The 19,448-nt window shown below is 70.8% G+C and carries 20 protein-coding genes; 11 read left to right on the top strand and 9 right to left on the bottom strand.

What is annotated here, in order from left to right:
- Window positions 1-164 precede the first annotated feature (164 nt).
- The 3 genes from IG54_RS0126765 to IG54_RS0126755 form a co-directional block, all read right to left on the bottom strand.
- On the bottom strand, window positions 165-1,613 hold the full coding sequence (locus tag IG54_RS0126765; protein WP_030789652.1) for a CoA transferase: 1,449 nt from the start codon (window positions 1,611-1,613) through the stop codon (window positions 165-167).
- A gap of 141 nt (window positions 1,614-1,754) precedes the next feature.
- Complete coding sequence (locus tag IG54_RS0126760) at window positions 1,755-3,326, bottom strand: S8 family serine peptidase (protein ID WP_030789650.1); 1,572 nt, start codon at window positions 3,324-3,326, stop codon at window positions 1,755-1,757.
- A gap of 23 nt (window positions 3,327-3,349) precedes the next feature.
- Window positions 3,350-4,894: a S8 family peptidase gene (locus tag IG54_RS0126755; protein ID WP_030789647.1), complete on the bottom strand. Its 1,545-nt coding sequence runs from the start codon at window positions 4,892-4,894 to the stop codon at window positions 3,350-3,352.
- Window positions 4,895-5,231: 337 nt separating this feature from the next.
- Here IG54_RS0126755 and IG54_RS0126750 point away from each other — a divergent pair, with 337 nt between their 5' ends.
- From IG54_RS0126750 to moaA, 3 genes are all read left to right on the top strand, one after another.
- Window positions 5,232-5,630 (top strand): DUF485 domain-containing protein, encoded by a 399-nt coding sequence (locus IG54_RS0126750; RefSeq protein WP_030789644.1) that lies wholly within the window; start codon window positions 5,232-5,234, stop codon window positions 5,628-5,630.
- Entirely contained in the window at window positions 5,627-7,264 is a 1,638-nt protein-coding gene (locus tag IG54_RS0126745) for a cation acetate symporter (protein WP_030789641.1), read from the top strand. The genes IG54_RS0126750 and IG54_RS0126745 overlap by 4 nt, the downstream gene beginning before the upstream one ends.
- A gap of 179 nt (window positions 7,265-7,443) precedes the next feature.
- Window positions 7,444-8,451: a GTP 3',8-cyclase MoaA gene (gene moaA, locus IG54_RS0126740; RefSeq protein WP_030789638.1), complete on the top strand. Its 1,008-nt coding sequence runs from the start codon at window positions 7,444-7,446 to the stop codon at window positions 8,449-8,451.
- Window positions 8,452-8,461: 10 nt separating this feature from the next.
- Here the strand turns inward: moaA and IG54_RS0126735 are convergent, their stop codons facing one another.
- A complete protein-coding gene (locus IG54_RS0126735) occupies window positions 8,462-8,677 on the bottom strand; it encodes a hypothetical protein (RefSeq protein ID WP_030789635.1) in 216 nt (71 codons plus the stop codon).
- Window positions 8,678-8,865: 188 nt separating this feature from the next.
- Entirely contained in the window at window positions 8,866-9,252 is a 387-nt protein-coding gene (locus IG54_RS0126730; protein ID WP_037897779.1) for a DUF3099 domain-containing protein, read from the bottom strand.
- A gap of 222 nt (window positions 9,253-9,474) precedes the next feature.
- On the opposite strand from IG54_RS0126730, the gene IG54_RS0126725 reads away from it, so the two are divergent.
- Window positions 9,475-9,750 carry a GlsB/YeaQ/YmgE family stress response membrane protein gene (locus tag IG54_RS0126725; RefSeq protein ID WP_030789629.1) on the top strand — a complete coding sequence of 92 codons (276 nt, stop codon included), beginning with the start codon at window positions 9,475-9,477 and terminating at the stop codon, window positions 9,748-9,750.
- 96 nt (window positions 9,751-9,846) lie between these two features.
- Here the strand turns inward: IG54_RS0126725 and tyrS are convergent, their stop codons facing one another.
- From tyrS to IG54_RS0126710, 3 genes are read right to left on the bottom strand one after another with little or no spacing between them, the layout of a single operon-like run.
- Window positions 9,847-11,115, bottom strand: coding sequence for a tyrosine--tRNA ligase (tyrS, locus tag IG54_RS0126720; protein WP_030789626.1), 1,269 nt, complete (start codon window positions 11,113-11,115; stop codon window positions 9,847-9,849).
- Between the two features lie 57 nt (window positions 11,116-11,172).
- A complete protein-coding gene (locus IG54_RS0126715; protein WP_030789624.1) occupies window positions 11,173-12,567 on the bottom strand; it encodes a metallopeptidase TldD-related protein in 1,395 nt (464 codons plus the stop codon).
- Entirely contained in the window at window positions 12,564-14,087 is a 1,524-nt protein-coding gene (locus IG54_RS0126710) for a TldD/PmbA family protein (RefSeq protein WP_030789622.1), read from the bottom strand. Before IG54_RS0126710 ends, IG54_RS0126715 begins: the two co-directional genes overlap by 4 nt.
- A gap of 186 nt (window positions 14,088-14,273) precedes the next feature.
- Between IG54_RS0126710 and fabG the strand changes: the two genes are divergently transcribed.
- The 3 genes from fabG to IG54_RS0126695 all read left to right on the top strand — a co-directional run bounded on the left by fabG (window position 14,274) and on the right by IG54_RS0126695 (window position 16,201).
- A complete protein-coding gene (fabG, locus tag IG54_RS0126705; protein ID WP_030789620.1) occupies window positions 14,274-14,993 on the top strand; it encodes a 3-oxoacyl-[acyl-carrier-protein] reductase in 720 nt (239 codons plus the stop codon).
- Window positions 14,994-14,997: 4 nt separating this feature from the next.
- On the top strand, window positions 14,998-15,759 hold the full coding sequence (gene fabI / locus IG54_RS0126700) for an enoyl-ACP reductase FabI (protein WP_030789618.1): 762 nt from the start codon (window positions 14,998-15,000) through the stop codon (window positions 15,757-15,759).
- Window positions 15,760-15,874: 115 nt separating this feature from the next.
- Window positions 15,875-16,201, top strand: a complete 327-nt coding sequence (locus IG54_RS0126695; RefSeq protein ID WP_030789616.1) for a hypothetical protein — start codon at window positions 15,875-15,877, stop codon at window positions 16,199-16,201.
- Here the strand turns inward: IG54_RS0126695 and IG54_RS0126690 are convergent.
- Window positions 16,185-16,865 carry a FadR/GntR family transcriptional regulator gene (locus tag IG54_RS0126690; protein WP_030789614.1) on the bottom strand — a complete coding sequence of 227 codons (681 nt, stop codon included), beginning with the start codon at window positions 16,863-16,865 and terminating at the stop codon, window positions 16,185-16,187. The two genes, IG54_RS0126695 and IG54_RS0126690, sit on opposite strands and share 17 nt — an antisense overlap.
- A 110-nt stretch (window positions 16,866-16,975) precedes the next feature.
- Between IG54_RS0126690 and IG54_RS0126685 the strand changes: the two genes are divergently transcribed.
- The 4 genes from IG54_RS0126685 (at window position 16,976) to IG54_RS0126670 (ending at window position 19,428) form a co-directional block, all read left to right on the top strand.
- Window positions 16,976-18,253 carry a CynX/NimT family MFS transporter gene (locus tag IG54_RS0126685; protein WP_051819990.1) on the top strand — a complete coding sequence of 426 codons (1,278 nt, stop codon included), beginning with the start codon at window positions 16,976-16,978 and terminating at the stop codon, window positions 18,251-18,253.
- A 43-nt stretch (window positions 18,254-18,296) separates the two neighbouring features.
- Window positions 18,297-18,413, top strand: a complete 117-nt coding sequence (locus IG54_RS43490) for an SGM_5486 family transporter-associated protein (protein WP_106977094.1) — start codon at window positions 18,297-18,299, stop codon at window positions 18,411-18,413.
- A 192-nt stretch (window positions 18,414-18,605) separates the two neighbouring features.
- Window positions 18,606-18,821 carry a hypothetical protein gene (locus IG54_RS0126675; RefSeq protein ID WP_030789610.1) on the top strand — a complete coding sequence of 72 codons (216 nt, stop codon included), beginning with the start codon at window positions 18,606-18,608 and terminating at the stop codon, window positions 18,819-18,821.
- An 88-nt stretch (window positions 18,822-18,909) separates the two neighbouring features.
- On the top strand, window positions 18,910-19,428 hold the full coding sequence (locus IG54_RS0126670) for a SixA phosphatase family protein (RefSeq protein ID WP_030789608.1): 519 nt from the start codon (window positions 18,910-18,912) through the stop codon (window positions 19,426-19,428).
- Window positions 19,429-19,448 lie beyond the last annotated feature (20 nt).

The following is a 19,448-nucleotide window of genomic DNA, read 5'->3' as shown; positions in this document are numbered from 1 at the left end:
GTCGCCTCCGGGCTCGACGGACGGTCGTATGGAACTCACCACAAGATCTTCACCAGCTGTGAGCGGGACGGGCAACTCCTGGGGGACAAGTGGGGCAATACCGGTCCGATCCGGTCCGATCCGGGCCGGTCAGATCCGTACGCTTCCGCCGCGACCGGCCGCCCTCAGCGCCACGCGGGCCGGTCGGCGCCCCAAGCTCCGGGTGGTCGGCTCCAGTTGTCCGGGCCGCCCTCGAAGGAGACCGGGGCCACGGCGTGCCGCAGCCGCCCGAGCGGGCCGTCCGTCTCGGTGAGCCAGGGCCCGGGACCGTCGTACGCGGTCTTCTGTACCTGCTGTGCCTGCTGAGCCTGGTGTGCCCCCGTCCCCATCAGCCACGCCGCCGTCCTTGCCAGCGAGAGCCGTGCCAGATGGGTCCCGCCCGTGGCCGACCGCTCGGTGAGCGCGCGCAGGACGGCCGCCGCGAGGAGATAGCCGCTGCCGTGGTCCAGGGCCTGGGCGGGCAGCGCGCCGGGCCGCTCCGGCGACCCCTCGACGGCCGCGATCCCCGTCGCCACCTGCACCAGGCTGTCGAAGCCGCGCCGCGCGGCCCACGGCCCGTCCTCGCCCCACGCGGAGAGCTGGGCGAGGACGACGCCGGGCCTGCGCTCGGCCAGCGCCTCGGGGGAGAGGCCGAAGCGGTCGAGGGTGCCCGGGCGGTAGCCGGTGACGACCACGTCGGCCCGTGCCAGCAGCTCCTCGAACACCCGCCGGTCCGCGCGGGCCTCCAGGTCCAGCGTGGCCGAGCGCTTCCCGAAACCCGTGTCCGCGTGCTGGTCGGCGAGTTCGGGCAGCCGGGGCGAGTCGACGCGCAGCACGTCCGCGCCGAGCAGCGCGAGGGTGCGGGTGGCGACGGGGCCCGCGATGACCCGCGTCAGATCGAGGACGCGGACCCCTTGGGCGGGCAGCGCGGGGTCGCCGTCGAGCGGCGGCAGAGGCAGCGCGGGGGCGTCACAGGACCGCTCCCGGCGCAGCAGCGGAGCGGCGGCCACCGCGGCGCCCTGCGGATGCGCCGTCCACTCCTTCGGGGACCGCAGCGCGACGGCGAGGCCCCCGGCGGCGTACACGGCGTCCTCGACCTCGACGGCGGACCGCTCGGCGAGGCACGCGGCCACCGAGGTCACCATGTCCACCGTGTCCACTGCGTCCCCCGCGTCCCCCGTGTCCACCGAAGGCTCGTCGGCGAGCCCCAGGGCTGCCGTCAACGCCGCGCGGTGATGCGGGTAGTTGGCATGCGTGCGCACCCAGCCGTCCGCGGTGCGCCAGAAACGGGACAGCGGCGCGAAGTTGACCGGCGCGCGCCCGTCGACAAGGAGATGCCGCTCGCTGGTGAACGCCGTCGCCACGGCCCCGTCGTCGACCCGCACCCGGGGCACCTGCCGCCCGGTCCGCGCCGCGGTCAACTCCGCGGCGGCCAGGGCGCAGACGCCCGCGCACGCGCGGGCGAGTCCGATGACGGGCAGCCGGGCGGGCAGGGCGCCGTCGCGTACGACGGCCGAGACGCCGGACAGCAGGGCGGGATCACCGCCGAGCGCGGCCCATGCCTCTCCTGTGCTCTCCCAGGATGTCTGTGTCATGCACGCACTATGCCGCACGCGGCTCGGACGCGGCTCGGACGCGGCCCGGACGCGACGGAGGGGCCGGACGACGCATCGCCGCCCGGCCCCTCCCACTCGTTCGCGCGTCGAGCTACTCGCGCAACTCGTACGCGCGTCGGCCTACTTGCGCACGGCGTCCAGCGCGTCGGCCATGCCCACGCCGTAGAAGCCGTTCTTGTTCCTGTCGCCCTCGCAGACCGCGTCGACCTTGCCGTCACCGTCGAAGTCGTACGGATCGGTGCAGGCCATCGCGTCCGCCTGGCGGTACAGGAGGGCCTTGATCCGCTGCGGTGAGGCGTGCGGATGCGTGGACTTCAGCAGTGCGGCAACGCCCGCGGCGTGCGGTGACGCCATCGACGTACCGCCCTTGTAGCCGAATTTTCCGCCCGGCAGGGTCGACAGGATCCTGCCGTCGACGGCGGGCGGGTTCGGCGCCTGGTACCTCGTGGCGTCGCCGCCCGGGGCCGTGATGTCGATGACGCCCTTGCCGTAGTTCGAGTACGACGCCTTGATGTTCTTGGCGCCGGTGGCGGAGACCGTCACGACGCCGGGCAGCTGCGACGGGAGGTCGAAGCACTCCGCGGTGTTGATGGTGCGCGTCACCGGAGTGGTGTCGTTGGGACTCGTCTTGTCGACGATCTCCTCCTGGGCGAGGTCGGTCTTCGCGTTGCCCGCCGCCGCGACGTTCACCGCGCCCTTGCGCTCCGCGTACCTCGCGGCCCGGCCCACCGCGTCGACCAGCGCCTTCTGATCGTCGTCCGTCGTGCAGTTGAAGAGCCACGGATCCGTGTAATAGCTGTTGTTGGTGACGTCCACCCCGTGGTCGGCCGCCCATACGAACCCGCAGACGACGGCCTCCGTGTAGTAGAGGCCGGTCGCGGGCTCCGCCACCTTCAGGCTCGCCACCTTCACGCCGGGCGCCACGCCCGTGATCCCGGTGCCGTTCTTCGCGGCGGCGATCGAACCGGCCACGTGCATGCCGTGGTCGCTCTCCTTGGCCACCGGACGCCACGCGTTGTCCTTCTGGACGGGCACGCCGCCCAGGCAGCTCGCGGACGCCCGGCGGTCGAAGTTGGGCGCGATGTCGGGGTGCGTGTCGTCGACTCCGGAGTCGAGCACGGCCACCGTGACCTCGCGGCTGCCGAGCGAGATCTCGTGCGCCTTGTCCGCCTTCATGGCGGGCAGGTCCCACTGGAGCGGCTCCAGCTCGTCCTGCCCCGCCGCCGCCCTGCCCGCCGCGGCCCTCGCCTCGGCGGCGGTCAGCGGACGCTCGGCGGCGAGGGCGTTGTCGGACTGCGCGGACAGCGGAGCCGTCCGGGTCGCGCCCGCCGAGTCGACGCCCTTCACCCCCCGGATCGTCCTGGCGAAGTCCGGGTTCGCCGAGTGGACGACGATGACGCCGATCCTGTCGTACGCGATGACGACATCGCCGCCGGCCTTGGCGATGGCCCTCTCGGCACGGGCCGTACTGCCCTTTCCGGGGCGCACGTTCACTACGTAGCTCATCGAAGGGGCGTCCGCCGACGGCGCGGAGAGGGCCGACGCCGGAGCGTCCGGCAGGGTGGCGGGCCGTGCCGAGGCCGAACCCGGCAGGAACGCGACGGCCGAGGCCACCGCCATGCCGACGGGAAGGGCCAGCGCGCGGCGCGAGCGCCGGAAGCCGGTGGCTCGGCCGCTCAGGGGCCTGGTCATGTCAGTCATATCCGTACTCCCCGTCACTTCTTCTTCACCGCTTCGAGCGCGTCGACGAGTCCGCTGCCGTAGAAGCCGTTCTTGCCCTTGCCGCCGTCCTCGCAGACCGCGTCGACGTCACCGTCGCCGTCCGGGTCGTACGGTCCTGACGGGCACTCCATACGGTCGGCCTGCGCCTTGAGGAGGCGCTGCAACTCGGCGGGGCCCGCCTTGGGGTGCGTGGACTTCAGCAGCGCGGCGACGCCCGCGGCGTGCGGCGCGGCCATCGACGTACCGCGCAGCCAGCCGTACTCGCCGTTCGGCATCGTCGAGAGGATGTTGCCGTTCTTCGAGGGGGTGTCGGCCGGCAGTTGGTACTTGTCGCCGCCCGGGGCCGTGACGTCGACGACGCCCTTGCCGTAGCTGGAGTACGACGACTTGAGGTTCTTGACGCCCGTCGCACTCGTGGTGACGACGCCCGGCAGCTGCGTCGGCACGTCGAGGCACTCGCTCGGGTCGATGGTGCGGGTGACCGGAGTGGAGTCGTCCGGGCTGGACTTGTCGACGATCGCGTCGGAGCCCAGATCGTGGTTGGAGTTGCCCGCGGAGGCGACGTTGAGGACGCCCTTGCGCTGCGCGTACAGCTGGGCGCGGTTGACCGCGTCGAGGATCGCCTTCTGGTCCGGGTCGTCCTTGCAGTTGTACAGCCACGGGTCCACGTAGTAGCTGTTGTTGGTGATCTCCACGCTGTGCTCGGCGGCGAACACGAAGGCGCAGACCACGTTCTCCGGGTAGAACAGCTCATCGACCGGGTCGGCGACCTTGATGCCCGCTATCTTCACACCGGGCGCGACACCCGCGACACCGACGCCGTTGCGCGCCGCGCCTATCTCGCCCGCCACGTGCGTGCCGTGGTAGTGGTCCTTGTTCGCCGGGCGCCAGGCACCGGCCGAGGTGTCCGCCTTGCCGCCGGCGCAGTTCGCGGACTGCGACGCCGAGAAGTTCGGCGCGAGGTCCGGGTGGGTGTCGTCGACGCCGGTGTCGATCACGGCGACGGTGACCTTCTTGCTGCCCGGGTTGACCCTCGCCGCCTTGTCGGCGCCGATCGCCCGCAGGTCCCACTGGTCGGCCTCCATCGGCTCGGCGCCGGGAGCGGCGCTCCGCTTCAGGGACTTGGCGTCGGCCTCGGACAGCAGCTTCGCCTTGCCGTCGTTCGTGGTGCCCGCCGCCCGCAGGGGCGCGGTGTGGGTCGCACCGGCGGACCGCACGCCGCGCACATCACGCATCCGCTCGCCGAACTCCGGGTCCGAGGAGTGCGCGACGATGACGCCTATCTTCTCGTGCGCGACGACGACGGACCCGCCTGCCCTGGCTATCGCCCGCTTCACGTACGCGATCGTCCGGTGGTCCGCACGGGTGTTGACGACGTACGCGAAGACGGGGGCGTCCTCCGCGGCCGCCGCGACCGGGGCGGGCGGCTCGTTCGGGGCCGCTGTCGCGGCACCGGGCACGAAGCCGACCGAGGCGGCGAGCGCGATACCGAGCGGCACGGTCAGCGCCGTACGGCGTCTTGAACGCAGATGAGCCATGGGATCTCCACATCATCCGGATACGGAACTGCCCGAACACAGCTGGTGCTCGGGCAGGTACATGACGGGGGTGCAGGGGTGAAGCTATCCCCCGAACTCCCAGGCCAGCAATGGCTCCCCGAAGAAAGAAGAAACCGGGGAGTCAGGGCGCGTCGTGCACGCCGCCGCGCCGTTGAGCAGACAACGGAAGCAACATCAACCCCTGTCGGATCACGGCCTGTGGCCTTAGCATCGCCAACCGTGGCTCACGTGATCCGCATCACGCCGGAATGTGAGAGCACAGACCTCCATGGAACAACTGTCCGTCCCCACCCCGCCCGCACCACGAGGAGACTCCGTGGCCACCGACGCACCGCCCCCTTCGAAGGGTGGCGCAGGAAAAGAACCCGCTCCCCACGCGCCCACCACGGAGGAGTTCGCCGAGGTGCAGCAGAGCGCGGAGTTCGGTGAACTGCGCCGCACCCACCGCTCGTTCGCCTTCCCGCTCACCGTCGCCTTCATCACCTGGTACCTCGTGTACGTCCTGCTCTCCAACTACGCGGGCGGCCTCATGGGCACCAAGCTGTTCGGCAACATCAACGTCGCCCTGGTACTCGGCCTCGGGCAGTTCCTGACCACGTTCCTCATCGCCTGGTTCTACTCGCGGCACGCGGCGGCGAAGCTCGACCCCAAGTCCGAGGCGATCAAGTCCCGTATGGAGTCCCGCATGGAGTCCCGCATGGAGGGCGACGCATGAGCCCCGCGCACCCCGCCGTCATCGACCTCGCGGCGGCGTCCGACGCCTCCCAGCACCGGCCGCTGATCATCAGCCTCTTCGCCGCCTTCGTCGTCGCGACCCTCTTCATCACCGTCTGGGCGGGCCGGCAGACCAAGAGCGCCGCCGACTTCTACGCGGGCGGCCGCCAGTTCACCGGCTTCCAGAACGGCCTGGCGATCTCCGGCGACTACATGTCCGCCGCGTCCTTCCTCGGCATCGCGGGCGCCATCGCCCTCTTCGGGTACGACGGCTTCCTCTACTCCATCGGCTTCCTGGTCGCCTGGCTGGTGGCGCTGCTCCTGGTCGCCGAGCCGCTGCGCAACTCCGGGCGCTACACCATGGGTGACGTCCTCGCGTACCGCATGCGCCAGCGTCCGGTCCGTACGGCCGCCGGCACCTCCACCATCGTCGTCTCGATCTTCTACCTGCTGGCACAGATGGCGGGCGCGGGCGTCCTGGTCTCGCTGCTGCTCGGCATCACCTCCGACGCGGGCAAGATCCTCATCGTCGCCCTCGTCGGCGTGCTGATGATCGTCTACGTCACCATCGGCGGCATGAAGGGCACCACCTGGGTGCAGATGGTCAAGGCCGTCCTGCTCATCACGGGCACGCTGCTCATCACGTTCCTGATCCTGCTGAAGTTCAACTTCAACATCTCCGACCTGCTCGGCTCCGCCGCCTCCAACAGCGGCAAGGGCTCGGCGTTCCTGGAGCCCGGGCTCAAGTACGGCGCGAGCGCCACCTCGAAGCTGGACTTCATCTCGCTCGGCATCGCCCTGGTCCTCGGCACCGCGGGCCTGCCCCACATCCTCATCCGCTTCTACACCGTGCCCACGGCCAAGGCCGCCCGTAAGTCCGTGAACTGGGCGATCGGCATCATCGGCGCCTTCTACCTGATGACCATCGTGCTCGGCTTCGGCGCCGCCGCCCTGCTCAAGCCCGGCGACATCATCGCCTCCAACAAGGCGGGCAACACGGCGGCCCCGCTCACCGCGCTGGAGATCGGCGGCGGTGGCGACTCCACCGGCGGCGCGATCCTGCTCGCGGTGATCTCGGCGGTCGCCTTCGCCACGATCCTCGCGGTCGTCGCGGGCCTGACCCTGGCCTCGTCGTCGTCCTTCGCGCACGACATCTACGCCAACGTCATCCGCAAGGGCAAGGCCACCGAGAAGGAGGAGATGAAGGCCGCCCGCTGGGCGACCGTCTTCATCGGAGTCGTCTCCATCGCGCTCGGCGCCCTGGCCCGCGACCTGAACGTCGCGGGCCTCGTCGCCCTCGCCTTCGCGGTCGCCGCCTCCGCGAACCTGCCGACCATCCTCTACAGCCTGTTCTGGAAGAGGTTCACCACCCAGGGCGCGCTCTGGTCCATCTACGGCGGCCTGACCGCGGCCGTCGGCCTGGTGCTGTTCTCACCGGTCGTCTCGGGCAAACCCAGCTCGATGTTCCCCGACGCGAACTTCGACTTCTTCCCGCTGGAGAACCCGGGCCTCATCTCCATCCCGCTGGGCTTCCTGCTCGGCTGGCTCGGCTCGATCCTCTCCAAGGAGGAACCGGACAAGGGCAAGTACGCCGAGCTGGAGGTCAAGTCCCTCACCGGCGTCGGCGCCCACTGACCAGGAATCGTTCACACGCTCGTAGCGGCCGCGTCGTAGAGTCCTACGACGCGGCCGCCCCGTTCCTCGTGGCAAATGGCCCATGGTGATGTCAGAGGTGTCGCGTAAGGTCGAAAGCAGTGGGGCCCCCGTACCGGCGGGACCCCTGGAGCAACCAACCGCCGGGGGAGGAGGCCGCAGTGCTGATCGACACCTACGGCCGGGTCGCTACTGACCTGCGCGTTTCGCTGACCGACCGCTGCAATCTGCGGTGCACGTACTGCATGCCGGAAGAGGGCCTGCAATGGCTGGCCAAGCCGGACCTGCTCACTGACGACGAGATCGTCCGCCTCGTGCGGATCGCCGTCACCCGGCTCGGGATCACCGAGGTCCGCTTCACCGGCGGTGAGCCCCTGCTGCGCCCCGGCCTCGTCGGGATCGTCGAGCGCTGCGCCCAGCTGGAGCCCCGCCCCAAGATGTCCCTCACGACGAACGGCATCGGCCTCAAGCGCACCGCGAGCGCCCTCAAGGCCGCGGGCCTCGACCGGGTCAACGTCTCGCTGGACACCCTGCGCCCCGACGTCTTCAAGACGCTCACCCGCCGCGACCGCCACAAGGACGTCCTCGAAGGCCTCGAAGCGGCACGCGACGCGGGCCTCACCCCGGTCAAGGTCAACACCGTCCTGATGCCGGGTCTGAACGACGACGAGGCCCCCGACCTCCTCGCCTGGGCCGTCGAGAACGCCTACGAACTGCGCTTCATCGAGCAGATGCCCCTGGACGCCCAGCACGGCTGGAAGCGCGACGGCATGATCACCGCGGGTGACATCCTCCAGTCCCTGCGCACCCGCTTCGAGCTGACGGAGGAGGGCTCCGGGGAGCGCGGTTCCGCGCCCGCCGAGCGCTGGCTCGTCGACGGCGGCCCGCACCGCGTCGGCGTCATCGCCTCGGTGACCCGCCCCTTCTGCTCGGCCTGCGACCGTACGCGCCTGACGGCCGATGGCCAGGTGCGCACCTGCCTGTTCGCCACCGAGGAGACGGACCTGCGCGGAGCACTGCGCGCGGCCCCCGAAAGCAGCGCGGACGGCTCGGACGAGGCGATCGCCCGCATGTGGAAGCAGGCCATGTGGGGCAAGAAGGCCGGTTCGGGCCTGGACGACCCGTCGTTCCTCCAGCCGGACCGCCCGATGTCGGCGATCGGCGGCTAGGGCCCGGGGCCTAACCCTCGCGGGCTGCCCACTCCGCCAGCGGGACGACATCCTTCAACATCCCGCGTACGCCCAGGAATTGGGAGAGGTGCTCGCGGTGCTCCTCGCACGCGAGCCACGTCTTGCGCCGCTCCGGCGTATGGATCTTCGGGTTGTTCCAGGCGAGCACCCAGACCGCGGCCGCGCGGCAGCCCTTGGCGGAACAAATCGGCGTTTCGTCACTCACAGTCGCGTCCAAAAACGTTCCGAACAAGGCGACGCCGAGCAGCCACGGGGGGAGCTGCCCGGCGTCGGTCTGTCGCTCCGACGGGGGATGCGGAGCGCGTACGAAGTATGTCACGGGGGACCCGGTCACTGGCACCGGAACTACATGATTGATCTGAGGTTTTCTTGAGCTTGGCGGAACGTCGACGGTCAGTTCCGACCGTGCGCGGGGCCCCGCCGCTGGTCGTGCGAGGCACCCACGGGATCTTCCGGGACGGATTCCGCGGGACCGGCCGCGACGGGCGGCGCGAGCATTGGCCGAGAAGGAGCGGGTACGAACGTCGACGGAAGCGAGGGGTTGCTCTCGCGGCCCGCGTTGGCGATCACCACGGAGATGTACGGCAGGAGCACACCGAGCACCAGAGCCACGATGGCCACGTGCCGTTCGACGTTCCACAGCACGGCGGCGGCGACGACGGAGACGGTCCGCACCGACATCGAGATCACATACCGGCGCTGCCGGCCGCGCACGTCCTCCGCGAGTCCCTGGCGGGCCCCCGTGATCCGGAAGACCTGGCCGTCGTGTCGCTTCCGCATCACGTTCCACCACCCTGTCCGCTGCGCCGGACTCTCCTGGGTGCCTGCCCGTCCCGGCTCACTCCACGTTACGCCGGGCCTGCGCCGCCTACGAGACCGGGGCGGGCCCCACCTCGGTGTACAGGCTGCGTCGCGCCACGTATGGGGGCGCCCGACATGCGCCGTACGGCACACGGGCCGACACTGGCGGTAATGCTCATGTAGAGCCACAAGGAGGCAGCTATGGGCTGGTTGTGGGCGATCATCGTGGGGTTCGTGCTGGGGCTGATTGCCAAGGCGATCCTGCCCGGAAAGCAGCACAGTCCCATCTGGCTGACCACGGTGTTCGGCATCATCGGAGCCGTCCTGGGCAATTGGCTCGCGACGCAGTTCGGCATCAACGAGACCAAGGGCATCGACTGGGGCCGCCACGCGTTGCAGCTGGCCGCGGCGGTCGTGGTCGTGGGGATCGGTGATGCGCTCTACAAGATGGTGCGCGGCAACAGACGGACGGCCTAGCCGCACGGAGAGGGCCGGTCCACTCGGACCGGCCCTCTGCGCATGCGTTCGCATTTGTTCACGTGCGCACGCGCGAGTTCACGTGCGTACGGGGGATCAGCCCGCCGTGACCTCGACCGCGGCCAGGTTCTTCTTGCCGCGCCGCAGCACCAGCCAGCGACCGTGCAGCAGGTCCTCGCGGGCCGGCACGGCGTCCTCGGCGGCGACCTTCACGTTGTTCACGTAGGCACCGCCCTCCTTGACCGTGCGCCGGGCGGCCGACTTGCTCGCCACCAGGCCGACCTCGGCGAGCAGGTCCACGACCGGCCCCAGCTCGGCGACCTCGACACGCGGCAGCTCGGAGAGCGCCGCCGCCAGCGTCGCCTCGTCGAGATCGGTCAGCTCGCCCTGGCCGAAGAGCGCCTTGGACGCGGCGATGACCGCGGCGCACTGGTCGGCGCCGTGCACCAGCGTCGTCAGCTCCTCGGCGAGAGCGCGCTGCGCGGCGCGCGCCTGCGGCCGCTCCTCGGTCTGTTTCTCGATCTCCTCCAGCTCCTCGCGGGACTTGAAGGAGAGGATCCGCATGTACGTCGAGATGTCCCGGTCGTCCACGTTCAGCCAGAACTGGTAGAACGCGTACGGTGTCGTCATCCGCGGGTCGAGCCAGATGGCGCCGCCCTCGGTCTTGCCGAACTTGGTGCCGTCCGCCTTGACCATCAGCGGCGTCGCGAGCGCGTGGACCGTGGCGTCCGGCTCCAGGCGGTGGATCAGGTCGATGCCGGCCGTGAGGTTGCCCCACTGGTCGGATCCGCCCTGCTGGAGCGTGCAGCCGTAGCGCCGGTACAGCTCCAGGAAGTCCATGCCCTGGAGGAGCTGGTAGCTGAACTCGGTGTAGGAGATGCCCTCCTGCGACTCCAGGCGCCGGGCGACCGAGTCCTTCGTGAGCATCTTGTTCACCCGGAAGTGCTTGCCGATGTCACGCAGGAACTCGATCGCGGACAGGCCCGCGGTCCAGTCGAGGTTGTTGACCATCACGGCGGCGTTCTCGCCCTCGAAGGACAGGAACGGCTCGATCTGCGAGCGCAGCCGCGCCACCCAGTTCGCGACCGTCTCCGGGTCGTTCAGGGTGCGCTCGGCGGTCGGCCGAGGGTCACCGATCTGGCCCGTGGCGCCACCGACCAGCGCCAGCGGGCGGTGCCCCGCCTGCTGGAGCCGGCGCACGGTGAGCACCTGCACGAGGTGGCCGACGTGCAGGCTCGCCGCGGTGGGGTCGAAGCCGCAATAGAACGTGACGGGACCGTCCGCGAGCGCCTTGCGCAGTGCGTCCTCATCGGTGGACAGGGAGAAAAGCCCCCGCCACTTCAGCTCGTCGACGATGTCCGTCACGGGTCTCGCGTCTCCTCGGGAGTGCTTACAGGGTGCACGGATGTGCAAGGTCCGAGGTTATACGCCCTGGCTGACCGAACTCATATTGAAATCCGGGACGCGCAGCGCGGGCATCGCGGCCCGGGTGAACCAGTCGCCCCACTCGCGCGGCAGCGTCTTCTCCGTACGGCCCGCCTCCGAGGCCCGGCCGAGCAGGTCGACCGGTGACTCGTTGAACCGGAAGTTGTTCACCTCGCCCACGACCTCGCCGTGCTCGACGAGATAGACGCCGTCCCTGGTCAGGCCCGTGAGCAGCAGGGTCGCCGGGTCGACCTCGCGGATGTACCAGAGGCAGGTGAGCAGCAGTCCGCGCTCGGTCGCGGCGACCATCTCGTCCAGGGAGCGGTCGCCGCCCCCGTCCAGGACGAGGTTGTCGATGGCGGGCGTCACCGGCAGCCCGGTGAGGGCGGCGGTGTGCCTGCTGGTGGTGAGGTGCGCCAGCTCACCGTCGCGGATCCACTCGGTGGCGCCGAGCGACAGTCCGTTGTCGAACACCGACGCGTCACCGCCCGAGGCGTGCGCGAGCACGAACGGCGCCGACTCCAGGCCCGGCTCGTGCGGGTCGCTGCGCAGCGTCAGCGGCAGTTCGGCCAGCCGCTCGCCGAGCCGCGTGGCGCCGCCCGGCTTGGAGAAGACCGTACGGCCCTCGGCGGCGTCCCGGGCCGAGGACGACCAGATCTGGTAGATCAGCAGATCCGCCACGGCGGTCGGCGGCAGCAGCGTCTCGTACCGCCCGGCCGGCAGGTCGACGCGGCGCCGGGCCCACCCGAGGCGCTGCGCCAGCTCCGCGTCGAGGGCCTGCGGGTCGACGTCCTTGAAGTCACGCGTGGCCCGTCCGGCCCACGCCGACTTCGTACGGTCGGGGGACTTGGCGTTGAGTTCGAGGGTGCCGTTGGGCTGGTCGTGCCGCAGCCGCAGCCCCGTCGACGTACCGAGATAGCTCGATACGAACTCGTGATTCGCGAAGCCGTACAGCTCGCGCCCGCCCGCGCGGGCCCGTGCGAAGGCCTCGCCGAGCGCGGGGGCGAAGTCCGCGAAGACCGCCGAGGAGGTCTCGACCGGGGCCTCCGTGAAATCGGGGGAGGCGGCGGTGCCGGTCACCAGCGGCTGCGCGTCCTCGGCGGGACCCGCCCCGCGCGCGGCCTCCTCGGCGGCCCGCACCAGCGGCTCCAGGTCGTCCGCCGTGACGGCCGAGCGGGAGACGACCCCGGTCGCGGTGCCTTCTTTGCCGTCGACGGTGGCGATGACGGTCAGGGTGCGGCCGCGGGTGACGCCGTTGGTGGTCAGCGCGTTGCCGGCCCAGCGCAGGTTCGCCGACGACTCCTCGTCGGCGATCACCACGCAGCCGTCGGCGGTGGACAGTTCCAGGGCGCGCTCGACGATCTCGTGCGGCTTGGTGACGCTGCGGCTCATCGACCGGCCTCCTGCGTGGTGTTCAGAATGTTCACGCCCCGGAACAGGGCGGACGGGCAGCCGTGCGAGACCGCGGCGACCTGGCCCGGCTGGGCCTTTCCGCAGTTGAAGGCGCCACCGAGTACGTAGGTCTGCGGTCCGCCGACCGCGGCCATGGAGCCCCAGAAGTCGGTGGTCGTCGCCTGGTAGGCGACGTCGCGCAGCTGCCCGGCGAGCCGCCCGTTCTCGATGCGGTAGAAGCGCTGCCCCGTGAATTGGAAGTTGTACCTCTGCATGTCGATCGACCACGACCGGTCGCCGACCACATAGATCCCCCGGTCGACGCCCGCGATCAGGTCCTCCGTGGAGAGCCCGCCGGGATCCGGCTGGAGCGAGACGTTCGCCATGCGCTGCACCGGCACATGGCCGGGGGAGTCCGCGTACGCGCAGCCGTTCGAGCGCTCGAAGCCGGTGAGCCGTGCGATGCGCCGGTCCAGCTGGTAGCCGACCAGCGTGCCGTCCTTGACCAGGTCCCAGGACTGCGCCGCCACGCCCTCGTCGTCGTACCCGATGGTCGCGAGCCCGTGCTCGGCGGTCCTGTCACCCGTCACGTTCATCAGCGAGGACCCGTAGGCGAGCTTGCCCAGCTGGTCGAAGGTGGCGAACGAGGTCCCCGCGTACGCCGCTTCGTAGCCGAGCGCGCGGTCCAGCTCGGTGGCGTGGCCGATGGACTCGTGGATGGTCAGCCAGAGGTTCGACGGATCGACGACCAGGTCGTACGAGCCGGCCCGCACGCTCGGCGCCCGCATCTTTTCCGCCAATTGCTCGGGGATGCGCTCCAGCTCGCCCCGCCAGTCCCAGCCGGTGCCGGTGAGGTACTCCCAGCCGCGCCCGGCGGGCGGCGCGAGCGTGCGCATCGAGTCGAACTCGCCGCTCGACTCGTCGACGGCGACCGCGGTGAGCTGCGGGTGCAGCCGCACCCGCTGCTGGGTGGTCACCGTGCCCGCCGTATCCGCGTAGAACTTGTTCTCGTGCACGGTGAGCAGCGAGGCGTCGACGTGCGCGACCCCCGCCGCGGCGAGGAGCCGCGCGCTCCAGTCGGCGAGCAGCCCCGCCTTCTCCTCGTCGGGCACGGAGAACGGATCGATCTCGTACGACGACACCCACGTCCGGTCCGCGTGCACCGGCTCGTCCGCCAGTTCGACGCGCTCGTCGGACCCGGCGGCCTCGATGACCTGCGCCGACAGCTTCGCCATCGCCACGGCCCGCGAGGCGACCTTGGCCGCCGCGTCCATCGTCAGACCGACGCCCGAGGCGAACCCCCAGGTCCCGCCGTGCACCACACGGACCGCGTACCCCAGGTCCGTGGTGTCGGAGGAGCCGGACGGTTTGGCGTCGCGCAACCGCAAGGACGCGCTGCGCACCCGCTCCAGGCGGAAGTCCGCGTGGTCGGCGCCGAGCGCCCGCGCGCGGGCGAGCGCGGCGTCGGCGAGAGCCCGCAGCGGCAACGCCGTGAAGGCTTCATCGATGGAATGAGGCACGGATGTCTCCCTGCTGTCGGCACCGGTCAGGTCCGATCATGTCGCGCCCGACGGCCGCGCGGCCAGACCTTTCTGTAGGGACCCGACAGGGAGTCCTCCGCGCCACTGTCGATCGCCGATTCTCCGTATCGCGGAAGGTACCGATAGGTTTTCGGCGTACCAGACCGCTATCGAAAGGGTGATCCGTTGAGCCGCTCGGTTCTCGTCACCGGAGGAAACCGGGGCATCGGCCTCGCCATCGCCCGCGCCTTCGCCGACGCCGGCGACAAGGTCGCGATCACCTACCGCTCGGGCGAGCCGCCGCAGGTCCTCACCGACGCCGGGGTCCTCGCCGTCAAGTGCGACATCACCGACGCCGAACAGGTGGAGCAGGCCTACAAGGAGATCGAGGACAAGCACGGCAACGTGGAGGTCCTGGTCGCCAACGCCGGCATCACCAAGGACCAGCTCCTGATGCGCATGTCCGAGGAGGACTTCACGTCCGTCCTCGACACGAACCTCACCGGCACCTTCCGCGTCGTCAAGCGCGCCAACCGCGGCATGCTGCGCGCCAGGAAGGGCCGGGTCGTCCTGATCTCCTCCGTCGTGGGTCTGTACGGCGGCCCGGGACAGGCCAACTACGCCGCCTCCAAGGCGGGCCTGGTCGGCTTCGCGCGCTCCCTCGCCCGCGAGCTGGGCTCGCGCAACCTCACCTTCAACGTCGTCGCACCCGGTTTTGTCGACACCGACATGACCAAGGTGCTGACGGACGAGCAGCGCAAGGGCATCGTCGCCCAGGTGCCGCTCGGCCGTTACGCGCAGCCCGAGGAGATCGCCGCCGCGGTCAAGTTCCTCGCGTCCGACGACGCCTCGTACATCACTGGAGCCGTCATCCCCGTTGACGGCGGATTGGGCATGGGTCACTGATCACATGAGCGGAATTCTCGACGGCAAGCGCATCCTCATCACGGGTGTGCTGACGGAGTCCTCCATCGCCTTCCACGCGGCCAAGGTCGCCCAGGAGCAGGGCGCCGAGGTCATCCTGACCGCCTTCCCGCGGCCCACCCTCACCGAGCGCATCGCCAGGAAGCTCCCCAAGCCCGCCAAGGTCATCGAGCTGGACGTGACCAACCAGGAGCACCTGGACCGCCTCGAAGGCGTCGTCCGCGAGGAGCTGGGCGGTCTGGACGGCATGGTCCACTCCATCGGCTTCGCCCCGCAGGGCGCCTTCAACTTCCTGGAGGCCAGCTTCGAGGACGTCTCCACGGCGATGCACGTCTCGGCGTACTCCCTGAAGTCGCTCACGATGGCCTGCCGTCCGCTCTTCGGCGACAGCGCCTCGGTCGTCGGCCTCACCTTCGACGCGCAGTACGCGTGGCCCAAGTACGACTGGATGGGCCCGGCCAAGGCCGCCCTGGAGGCCACCAGCCGCTACCTCGCCCGCGACCTGGGCAAGGAGGACATCCGCTGCAACCTGATCTCCGCGGGCCCGCTCGGCTCGATGGCGGCCAAGTCCATCCCGGGCTTCGGCGAGCTGGCGGACATCTGGAACTCCCGCTCCCCGCTGGAGTGGGACATGGCCGACCCGGAGCCCGCGGGCCGCGGCATCGTCGCGCTGCTCTCGGACTTCTTCCCGATGACCACCGGCGAGATCATCCACGTCGACGGCGGCGTCCACATGATGGGTGCCTGACCAGGTAGCGCGTACGTCGATGACGCCCCGTCCCCCGCAGCGCGCGGGAGGCGGGGCGTCACCCGTTCGGCCCCCGTGCCGGGCGGCGGCGGGGCTGTGCCGCGCACCCTGGAGTGTGCGTCTCTCCGGTGCGGTGCTCGCCGCTCTCGCCCTGTTGGTCGCCGTGCCGCCGTCCGGCGCCGCGTCCCTCGGCGAGGCCGCCCCGAAGCCGCGGCCCTTCGGCGCGGAGTGCCGTACCGGCGTCGCGGGCTCAGCCGTGATCGCGTACTGCCACAACCCCTACCCCGAGACCGACCGGGTCCGTCTGCACGTGGAGTGCGACCAGTGGTGGGACATCGACGTCGACAGCGCGCCGGTCGAGGCGGGGCCGGCCCAGACCGTGCGGCTGGCCGGGCGGTGCTGGAAAGAGGTCCGTTCGGCCTGGGTCAGCCACCAGAAGTGACCGGGCGGCACAGGAACGGATAGCTCGCCGCCTCGGTCGCGGCCGCCTCCGCGTCCCGCGCGCGGATCGCGTCGACGAGCCGGCCGTGGTCCATGTGCGTCTCGGGGGTCAGCTCCGTGCCGATGTCCACCCGCAGCCAGTCGCGCAGGACCTCGCCGAGGTCCGCGTAGAGCGCTGTCATGACGTCGTTGTGCGACGCGGCGACGACGGCCATGTGGAAGGTCGCGTCCGCCGTCACGAAGGCCTCCGCGTCCCCCGAGGCCCACACCTCCTCGCGGCGGGCCAGGAGGCCGTCGATCTGCTGGAGGTCGCGCTCGGTGCGGCGCTCGGCGGCGAGCTTCGCGGCGCTCGACTCCAGCGTGCTGCGCAGCTCGGCGATGTGCCGCGGGTCCGCGTCGGCGAACCTGCGGTGCATCACGCCCGCAAGCTCGCTGGTCGCGATCACGAAGGTGCCCGAGCCCTGCCGGATGTCGAGCAGGCCGTTGTGCGCGAGGGCGCGCACGGCCTCCCTGACGGTGTTCCTGGCCACGCCCAGCTGTTCGACCAGCTCGGGCTCGGTGGGGATGCGGGAGCCGACCGGCCACTCGCCCGAGGAGATCTGGTTGCGCAGCTCGGAGATGACCTGCTCGGAGAGCGCGGAACGGCGGGGAGTGGTCAGCGGCATGACGTTCCTTCTGCGAGCACACGGTCCGGCAGCGCGAACCGCAACGGATTGGACAGCCAATCATCCCATGATTCTATGATGGCCTCATGGCTAGCGAGGAAACCACGACGATGACCCCGGCGGCGACATCCCCCACGCATACCAAAGCGGCGGAGCAACAGGCCCCCACGCGCGCGTGGGCGACGCGCCTCGTCATCGTCGGCATCGTCCTCGCGGCCCTCAACCTCCGTCCGGCCATCACCAGCCTCGGCGCCCTCCTCGAAGAGGTGCGCGACGGCCTCGGCATGAGCGGCACCCTCGCCGGACTGCTCACCTCGGTGCCCCCGCTGTGCTTCGCGGTCTTCGGAGTGATGGCGCCGCGCTTCGCCCGGCGCTTCGGCCCCAGCGCGGTGGTCTGCGTCGGCATGGCCGCGATCGCCACCGGCCTGGTGATACGCCCCTTCGTCGGCGGGACGGCCGGCTTCCTCGCCGCCACCGCGCTCGCCCTCATGGGCATCGCGGTCAGCAACGTCCTGATGCCGGTGATCGTCAAGCGCTGGTTCCCCGACCGGGTCGGCTCCATGACCGGCCTGTACTCCATGGCCCTCGCACTCGGCACCGCGCTCGCCGCGGCCCTCACGGTTCCGATGACCGACGCGCTCGGCGGCCGCTGGCAGACCGGCCTCGCCGTCTGGGCCGGGCTCGCCGTCGTCGCCGTCGTGCCGTGGATCCCGCTCGCCCGCGACCGGAGCACGGCCACCGCGGCCCCGGAGCACATCAGCGCCACCGTGCGGCAGGAGGACAGCGCGCTGCGCATCACCCACAGCCGCACCGCCTGGGCGCTCGCCGTCTTCTTCGGGCTCCAGGCCACGGCCGCGTACATCACGATGGGCTGGATGCCGCAGATCTTCCGCGACGCGGGCGTACCCGCCGGGGAGGCGGGCGTGCTGCTCGCCGTCACGATGGCCATGGGCGTGCCGCTGGCGTTCGTCATCCCCAGGGTCGCCACACGCCTGACCCACCAGGGCCCCGTCGTGGTCGCCCTCGGCGCCTGCGGCCTCGCCGGATACACCGGCCTCTACCTCGCCCCGGCGGGCGGCGCCTGGGCCTGGGCCCTGCTGCTCGGCATCTCCAACTGCGCCTTCCCGCTCGCCCTCACGATGGTCGGCATGCGGGCCAAGAGCAGCGTGGGCGTCGCCAAGCTGTCCGCCTTCGCGCAGAGCACCGGCTACCTCATCTCGATCCCCGGGCCCCTCCTGGTGGGCGTCCTCTACCAGCACAGCGGCGGCTGGGGCCTGCCGATCGCCCTGATGGCGGGTCTGATGGTGCCGCAGATCGTCGTCGGCACCCTCGCGGGCCGCGACCGCACGGTCGAGGACGAGGTGGCGGCCAGGGCCGAGACGGCCTGACCCCGCCGGAAGGGGGACGGGCGAAGAGTGCGAGACTGACCGTATGCCCGTACTCGACCCGAACCCCCAGAACGGCCAGAAGAAGCTGCTCGTCGTGCTCGGCGCGATGCTGGCCATCACCGTGATCATCGGCATCGTCGCCTCCGTCGCCTCGCCGTGAACCGACACACCCGCGGTGCTCCGAACGGGCTCCGGCGCGGCGGATGGTGGGGCTAGCACCCCCATCCCCTAGGGGGTCAGTCTCAGGGTCAAGTGGGTGGATCTCCGGATGGGCCAAGGGCCGCCGATCGCCTAGTTTCGAGATGTGCCCGCGACGACGCGGCACGGAGCACTCGAAGCCCACGGAGGCGGCATGTCGGTCCGTCCGCACACCCGGCGCGACCCCGCGGAGCCGGGAAGCACCGAGATCCAGCTCCCCTGGTGGGCGATCGCCCTGCCCGCCGTCGCCTTCGCGGCCCTGCTCCTGCTGATCCTGAACCCGGCGGACGCCCACGCCGCGAGCAGCGGGCCCGCCGTCACCGGCCTCCTTGAGCACATACAGACGCTGATCTCGCGCACGGCCCCGTGAGCCCCGCCCCGCCACAGCCGTCCTCCACGCCGGGCGACCGCGTCAACTACCCGCGCCCTGTGGCGCGTTTCATGCGAAGCTGGGACGCATGAGCGTCGCAGAACCCCGCAGGATTGTCCTCTTCCGGCATGCGAAGGCCGACTGGCCGCAGGTGTCCGACCACGAGCGGCCGCTCGCTGATCGAGGCCGCCGGGACGCCCCCGTCGCCGGACGCAAGCTGGCCGACAGCGGCATCCCCTTCGACCTGGCCCTCTGCTCGACCGCGGCCCGGACCCGCGAGACCTGGAAGCTCGCCGTCCAGGAGCTGCCGCAGCGGCCGAAGACCGTCTACGAGGAGCGGTTGTACGAAGCCTCTCCCGGCGAGCTGATCGCCGTGCTCAACGAAACCCCGGACGACGTGCAGAACGTGGTCCTGATCGGTCACAACCCCGGAGTGCAGGGACTGACCGACATCCTCGCCGGGGACAGCGAGGGCGATGCCCGCCAGCGGCTGACCCGCCGCGGCTTCCCGACCGCGACCTTCTCCGTCCTGACGTACTCCGGTTCGTGGAAGGCGCTCGAACCCGGCGTGGCCACCCTCGTCGACTACTGGGCCCCGTCCGAGTAACCCCCCTGACCCGACTTCGA

The sequence above is a fragment of the Streptomyces sp. NRRL S-920 genome, from assembly GCF_000717945.1.
In the GTDB taxonomy this organism is placed as follows: domain Bacteria; phylum Actinomycetota; class Actinomycetes; order Streptomycetales; family Streptomycetaceae; genus Streptomyces; species Streptomyces alboniger.
Note: the sequence above shows the minus strand (reverse complement) of the source record. Positions and strands in the feature narration are given on the sequence as shown.

Coding starts and splice junctions, on each gene's coding strand:
- IG54_RS43490 (WP_106977094.1), top strand. CDS start 18,297: ATGCCCGTACTCGACCCGAACCCCCAGAACGGCCAGAAGAAGCTGCTC.
- IG54_RS0126675 (WP_030789610.1), top strand. CDS start 18,606: ATGTCGGTCCGTCCGCACACCCGGCGCGACCCCGCGGAGCCGGGAAGC.
- IG54_RS0126725 (WP_030789629.1), top strand. CDS start 9,475: ATGGGCTGGTTGTGGGCGATCATCGTGGGGTTCGTGCTGGGGCTGATT.
- IG54_RS0126690 (WP_030789614.1), bottom strand. CDS start 16,865: ATGCCGCTGACCACTCCCCGCCGTTCCGCGCTCTCCGAGCAGGTCATC.
- IG54_RS0126730 (WP_037897779.1), bottom strand. CDS start 9,252: ATGCGGAAGCGACACGACGGCCAGGTCTTCCGGATCACGGGGGCCCGC.
- IG54_RS0126745 (WP_030789641.1), top strand. CDS start 5,627: ATGAGCCCCGCGCACCCCGCCGTCATCGACCTCGCGGCGGCGTCCGAC.
- fabI (WP_030789618.1), top strand. CDS start 14,998: ATGAGCGGAATTCTCGACGGCAAGCGCATCCTCATCACGGGTGTGCTG.
- IG54_RS0126760 (WP_030789650.1), bottom strand. CDS start 3,326: ATGACCAGGCCCCTGAGCGGCCGAGCCACCGGCTTCCGGCGCTCGCGC.
- IG54_RS0126765 (WP_030789652.1), bottom strand. CDS start 1,613: ATGACACAGACATCCTGGGAGAGCACAGGAGAGGCATGGGCCGCGCTC.
- IG54_RS0126715 (WP_030789624.1), bottom strand. CDS start 12,567: ATGAGCCGCAGCGTCACCAAGCCGCACGAGATCGTCGAGCGCGCCCTG.
- IG54_RS0126670 (WP_030789608.1), top strand. CDS start 18,910: ATGAGCGTCGCAGAACCCCGCAGGATTGTCCTCTTCCGGCATGCGAAG.
- IG54_RS0126685 (WP_051819990.1), top strand. CDS start 16,976: ATGACCCCGGCGGCGACATCCCCCACGCATACCAAAGCGGCGGAGCAA.
- IG54_RS0126755 (WP_030789647.1), bottom strand. CDS start 4,894: ATGGCTCATCTGCGTTCAAGACGCCGTACGGCGCTGACCGTGCCGCTC.